This window comes from uncultured Campylobacter sp. (assembly GCF_937997465.1).
Taxonomy (GTDB): domain Bacteria; phylum Campylobacterota; class Campylobacteria; order Campylobacterales; family Campylobacteraceae; genus Campylobacter_A.
In genome coordinates this window covers 1-6,494 of record NZ_CALKTQ010000265.1, presented here as the reverse complement: position 1 = coordinate 6,494, position 6,494 = coordinate 1, and the positions used below count along the sequence as shown (strand labels likewise).

Genomic DNA, 6,494 nt, shown 5'->3' with positions numbered 1-6,494 from the left:
GAGCCACTCCGCCAAGTGCGTCTATCGTATTAAATTTAAAAGACGGACAGAGCTTAAATTTAAAACAAATTACCGGCATTAAAAATTTAGTCGCGGCCGCGGTGGCAAATTTAAAACCAGAGCAAGTCAAAATCGTGAGCCAGGACGGAGTACCGCTAGGCGAGGAGGACGGCGAATACGATAGCGATCAGATTACGCAACAAATCCGCTATAAACGCGACGCCGAGCACAATCTTGAAGAAAAGATCATAAACGTCCTATCGCCTATCGTGGGCGGCTCGGATAAGGTCGTAGCAAAGGTAACGATAGACTTTGACTTTGCTAGAAAAGATAGCCAAAGCGAGACCTTTGATCCAAACTCTGTAGCTAGAAGCGAACAAAACGTCGAAGAAAAACGCCAAGGTAGCAAAGAAGCCGAAGTGCAAGGCGTGCCGGGAGCTGTGAGCAATATCGGTCCGGTCGAAGGCCTGCAAGACGGTAAAATGAAAGAGCTGTACTCAAAAAGCTCATCTACGACAAACTATGAAATCTCAAAAAAAGTCGAGCGCGTCAAGGATCAGTTTGCTAAGATAAACCGCCTAAGCGCCGCTGTCGTCGTAGATGGAAAATACGAAAATAAAAAGGACGAAAAAGGAAATCCAACTAGCGAAATAGCCTACGTACCGCTTGATAAAGAGCAGCTAGCGCGTATAGACGCTCTTATTCGCCAATCTATCGGTTTTGATCAAAACAGAGGCGACGAGGTCACGGTTAGTAACTTTGAGTTCCAGCGTCAAGACGGACAGACGCCGGCTAGCAAAGTTCAGTCCTTTTTCGAGCTTTACGTAGTACCGTTTTTACCTATCTTAAAGTATCTTTTTGTAGCGATCTTACTATATGTATTCTACAAGAAAGTCATTACGCCGTTTATGACCAAAATGCTTGAGGACGTAAAAGAAGAAGAGATCGATCTATCCGAAAATGAGGTTCAGCTCGAGGATAGCGAAGATACTTTAGAGAAATTTCAAGCAGCTAGGAAAAAGGTTGAGGAGCAGCTGGGTATCGGAGATAACTTTAACGAGGACGACCTGCGCTACGATGTATTACTAGAAAAGATGAAACTAGTCGTTCAAGATCGCAGCGAAGAGATAGCCGTATTGCTTCAAGATATGATAAAAAACGATTCGGACTTTAGCAACCGTAAGGACTTTTAATGGCAATAAAGTTAAATGAACAACAAAAGATGATTTACGACGACCTTTCGATGCCCGAAAAGGTCGCTATTTTGCTTATTCAGCTAGGCGAAGATGTCACGACTCTGCTTTTTTCGCATATGGAGGTTGACGTCATAACCGAAATTTCGCGCTATATAGCTACCGCAAAGAGTACCGACAAAAGCGTAGCTGCTGCGGTTTTAGAAGAATTTTACGCTCTCATGCAGTCAAATCAGTATATGAGAAGCGGCGGCTTAGAGTACGCGAAAGAAATTTTATACCGCACCTTTGGTCCGGAAGCTGCGCAAAAGATACTCGACAAGCTCGCAAAAAGCATGGAAAACACAAAGAGCTTCGGTTATCTTACCAAGGTCAAGCCTCAGCAGCTTGCAGACTTTATTGTTAACGAACATCCGCAGACTATCGCGCTTATTTTGGCGCATATGGATTCAACCAGCGCAGCCGAGACGCTTTCGTTTTTTAATAACGAGCTTAGAAGCGAGGTCGTCGTGAGAATGGCAAATTTGGGCGACATCAGCCCGTCTATAATCAAACGCGTTTCAACGGTGCTAGAAGGCAAACTAGAGAGCCTCACGTCCTACAAGGTCGAAGTCGGCGGACCAAGGGCCGTGGCAGAGGTGTTAAACCGCCTCGGTCAAAAAGCGTCAAAAGCTACGATCGAATATATCGAGGACGTCGACGACAAGCTCGCTACGACCATCAAAGAGCTTATGTTTACCTTTGAGGATATTAACACCCTCAATCAAGCAGCTATCCGCGAAATACTTAAAAACGTCGATAAAAAAGACCTTATGATTGCCCTAAAAGGTAGCGGCGACGCATTGAGAGATAAATTTCTCTCCAGTATGTCTCAACGCGCCAGCGATTCGTTTAAAGAGGAGATGCAGTTTTTGGGAGCGGTGCGCGTAAAAGACGTCGAAGAGGCGCAGCGCCGCATAGTGGAGCAGGTTCAGGCCCTAGCCGAAAGCGGGGCGTTCCAAATAGGCGAAAGCGATGAGATGATAGAATGAAAAGTAGCGTAATAACAAATGAGCGCTCAAAAGAGCACTTTGTAGAAAACTATCGGTTTAAAATTTTAGGTCAGGAAAAAAGAAGCGAGGATACACGCTCGGCCCACGAAAGCGAATCCGGCCGTGCGACCGAGCATAACGACCGAGCCTTAAACGGCGAGCAAGAGAGCTCAAATTTAAACGACGCAAAAGAGCAAGGTGGGCATTTTAAGCCTGAGTCAAGCTTTATCGAGGAGCTGTTAAAGCGTACCGACGAGATGAGTGGCAGTATGATAAAGCTGCAAATGCAAATCGAAAACCAAGAAAACGAATTTGCTAAACGCCTAGAGAGCGAGATCCAGCGCGCTAAAGAAGACGGCATAAAGCAGGGCAGAGATGAGGCGGCGGCTAAATTTGACGAGGAGTTAAGAGCGCTTGAGAGTAGATATCTGGGATCTATAAATAAGCTAGAGGAGCAGGCAGCTAAATTTGAAAGCCTCATCGCATCTAGCGAAGCGCAGCTACCCGCTACAGCAGTTGATATAGCCAAAGAGGTCGTGAAAAAAGAAATTTCGCTAAATTCGGCAAACATCGCCGCAGCTATCTGTAAGGAGCTTTTTAGCGAGATAAAAGACGCCAAAGAAGTGCAAGTCAAAGTAAATCCGAAAGATTACGAGTTTATCAAAGAAAATTTCTCCGGTCAAAACGTCAAAATCTCCGCCGACGAAGCCATCAGCGCGGGCGGAGCGATCGTGCTTAGCGACGCGGGCAACCTCGAGGGCACGATCGAAGCCAGACTAGAAAAAATCAAAAAGATAATAGGACAATGATAGACGTAAAATCTATGAATATGGAGGAGCTCGAAGCGCTTTGCGGAAAGCTCCGTGATAAAATTTTACAAACCGTCAGCGCAAACGGCGGGCATCTGAGCTCAAACATCGGCGCAGTCGAGCTTATCGTCGCGATGCATTATGTTTTCGACGCAGCAAAAGATCCGTTTATATTTGACGTTAGCCACCAAAGCTACGCGCACAAGCTAATCACTGGACGCTGGGATAAATTTGACACGCTTAGAAAATTTGGCGGTATCAGCGGCTACACCAAGCCTTCCGAAAGTAAATACGACTACTTTATCGCCGGACACAGCTCCACCTCTATCTCGCTTGCAGTCGGCGCTTCAAAGGCGATCAAGCTAAAAGGCGAGGATCGCATCCCTGTGGCTTTTATCGGGGACGGCTCGATGAGTGCGGGTATCGCGTATGAGGCGCTAAACGAGCTAGGCGATATCAAAAATCCCTGTGTCATCGTCCTAAACGACAACGAAATGAGCATCAGCAAGCCCATCGGCGCCTTTAGCAACTACCTCTCGCAGATGATGGCGGGGCCGCTGTATCAGAAGTTTAAAAGCCGCGTCGAGCGATTTTTGAGCTATATGCCAGATGGCGCCGCGTATATGGCGCGCAGGATGGAGGAGGGCATTAGGATCTTTACGCCCGGGATGTTTTTTGAGGAGCTGGGGCTTGAGTATATCGGTCCCGTAAACGGTCACGACGTGAAGGCGCTTATTGAGGCTTTTGGCGTCGCAAAAGGCATGAAAAAGCCCGTCGTCGTACATGCGCAGACGCTAAAGGGTAAGGGATACGAAAAGGCCGAGGGGCATCTAGCCAGCTGGCACGGCGTGAGCCCGTTTGATTTACAAAGCGGCGAAGCTATCAAAAAATCAGCCGCCAAATCGGCCACCGCGCTATTTGCGGAAAATTTGATCCAGCTAGCTAGCGAGCATAAAAATATCGTCGGAGTGACCGCTGCGATGCCTACGGGCACGGGTATAGACGCTTTGATGGAGAAGTTTCCGGATAGATTTTGGGACGTTGCGATCGCCGAGCAGCACGCCGTCGCCTCGATGGCCGCGATGGCGAAGGAGGGCTTTAAACCATTTATCGCGATTTATTCGACCTTTTTGCAGCGGGCGTTTGACCAGGTCGTGCACGACTGCGCGATCATGAATCTAAACGTCGTCTTTGCGATGGACCGCGCGGGCATCGTCGGCGAGGACGGCGAGACGCATCAGGGCGCCTTTGACGTTAGCTATCTAAATTTGATCCCGAATTTGACGATCTTCGCGCCTCGCTGCGCCGATAGTTTTAGGCTCGCGATGCGCTACGCATACGCACACGAGGGGCCTTGCGCTTTTCGTTATCCGCGCGGAGCTTTTGCGTTGGCGCAGGGCGAATTTGAGGCGCGAGAGCTTGAGCTTGGCAAAGGCGAAATCTTGGTCGAGAGTAGTGGCGAAGCGGCATTTATCGCTTACGGTAATGGCGTGGGCAAGGCAAACGCGGCGCGCAAAATTTTGCTTGAAAAAACGAACGGCAAATTTGACCCAAGCCTTATTGATCTGGTATTTGTCAAGCCGCTTGATAGCGAACTTTTGCAAGAGCTCGCGCGCAAGCATAAAATTTGGTACGTCTTTTCAGATACGGCAAAAAAAGGCGGCGTAGGCGAGATTTTAGCTGCGTTTTTACAGGAGCGACGTATTTTTGACGTGCACATCGTTAGTTTTGAGTTTGACGACGCGTTTATCCCGCACGGCGCTACGGCCGACGTCGAGAAGGCTCTTGGTATCGATGCGGCAAGCATTTGCAAGAAAATTTTAGCCAAGTCTGCGGATCAAATTTAAGCTGAAGCTTTTTTGCGTTTCGGTTTTATGCATTTTGGCGAGCGCATTTAGGCGGAGAAGGCGAAAAATTTGAGCGAAACAAACCTTTTTATACTCGGTCCCGCCGCTATTACTTTGATTTACCACTCCTAAACGGCACAGGCAAATTTGTGCGCATCAAGCCGGTTTTATTTATTTTTATCTTCGTTTATCTTTTTTACGGACTGGCTTGCGAGCGAATTTTTGGGTTAAATTTGAGTCGCGATAGGCTTTTGTGCTAAGGTTTGTTTCGCTCGCTGTGCCCTAGGATAAAATCGCTAAAAAACATTACAGACTTTCGTTTTTGCCGTTTATAATGCTTAAATTTGGCGCCGGTGCTTGATTGGACGCGGATTTTATCAAAAAGGTAAAATTTAAGTAGATTTTTGCTCGTAAATTTAGCCGTGCAGCAAGGTACAGAAGCTTGTTTAAATTTAAAATCGCAATTAGCGAAAACTATTTTTACGCCTTTGCTTGAAAAACGTAGCCGTATCTAAAACGTTGTGATATCGCCGCAACCGACAAAAAATAAATTTTACGGTAGCGATGATAAGCGGCGTTCGGTTGCAACGATCGATAACAAAATTTATGTCGCATTAAAAAGTAGGATTTTTATTTAAATTCGGCGAGCAAACCATCAAATTTAAATCGCATTCAAATTTAAGCCCAAAGGTCTAAAATTTACCTTGAGTATAGCGCTTAAACTCGTAAAAAGTATAAATTTGACTACAAATGACACAAATTTTAGTAAATAATAATTTATATTACCAACTATAAAGAAGTTTTAAATAAAATTTTTGTATATTTAGCAAAAAATATCAGGAAAAACTATGAACTATATGGAACTTCTCAAAAATCACGGCCTCAAAGCTACTCCGCAGCGCCTCAGCGTGCTCAAGATGCTCGACCGCCACACGCATCCGACGATCGATGAGCTTTACGAAGAGATCTGTGCCGAAAATCCGTCCGTATCGCTTGCAACGGTGTACAAAAACCTAAATATGCTTAAAGACGAGGGCCTCGTCGTCGAGGTAAACATGCCAAATCAAAAGGCGCGCTACGACATCTTTAGCTACCCGCACATCCACGTCGTATGTGAGAGCTGCGGGCACGTCGAGGACTATAATTTCTGCGAGGCGCTGAACGAGTACAAGGAAAGCTTGGAAAGAAAGCTCGGAAATTTCATCGAAAAGATGAACGTGCTCGTAACTGTAAAAGACTGCAAAAACTGCCGCCATTAGGCTTTTGGCTTACCTTTTGGCGAGCTAAATTTTCTCTCGTTTATAGCTTTATAACGAATTAAATTCGGGCTTATGCTAATAAAATTTGCAGCTGTTTTTGATCCTGCAAGCGAGCTTTTATCAAGAATAAATTATACCCGCAAGAGCTTTGGTAGCGCCAAAACAGCGATCTTTTGCATCTTAACCTAAATTCATACTAAACCTCACTCCGCGATGCGATTTACCCAGATCAAAAACCCATCGCTCGGGTTCTCGTCGTCTAGATGCGCGGGCGTGACGAGCTCAAACGCGGTCTGCGGAATCGTCGTTTTAAACGTCTGTGTTACCCACTGCTGAAATTTCACGTTTGGATGCA

Annotated in this window: 5 protein-coding genes; all 5 read left to right on the top strand. The window is 46.2% G+C overall.

Annotation, left to right across the window (positions count from 1 at the left end; translation table 11 throughout):
• Window positions 1-1,193, top strand: a 1,193-nt coding sequence (fliF, locus tag Q0546_RS08720; RefSeq protein ID WP_298792262.1) for a flagellar basal-body MS-ring/collar protein FliF, incomplete at its 5' end; no start/stop codon positions are given.
• Window positions 1,193-2,224 carry a flagellar motor switch protein FliG gene (fliG, locus tag Q0546_RS08715; protein ID WP_039895120.1) on the top strand — a complete coding sequence of 344 codons (1,032 nt, stop codon included), beginning with the start codon at window positions 1,193-1,195 and terminating at the stop codon, window positions 2,222-2,224. The genes fliF and fliG, both read left to right, overlap by 1 nt.
• Window positions 2,221-3,033 carry a flagellar assembly protein FliH gene (gene fliH / locus Q0546_RS08710; RefSeq protein WP_298792253.1) on the top strand — a complete coding sequence of 271 codons (813 nt, stop codon included), beginning with the start codon at window positions 2,221-2,223 and terminating at the stop codon, window positions 3,031-3,033. Before fliG ends, fliH begins: the two co-directional genes overlap by 4 nt.
• Entirely contained in the window at window positions 3,033-4,880 is a 1,848-nt protein-coding gene (dxs, locus tag Q0546_RS08705; protein ID WP_298792263.1) for a 1-deoxy-D-xylulose-5-phosphate synthase, read from the top strand. The genes fliH and dxs overlap by 1 nt, the downstream gene beginning before the upstream one ends.
• Before the next feature lie 848 nt (window positions 4,881-5,728).
• Entirely contained in the window at window positions 5,729-6,139 is a 411-nt protein-coding gene (locus tag Q0546_RS08700; protein WP_298792251.1) for a Fur family transcriptional regulator, read from the top strand.
• Window positions 6,140-6,494 lie beyond the last annotated feature (355 nt).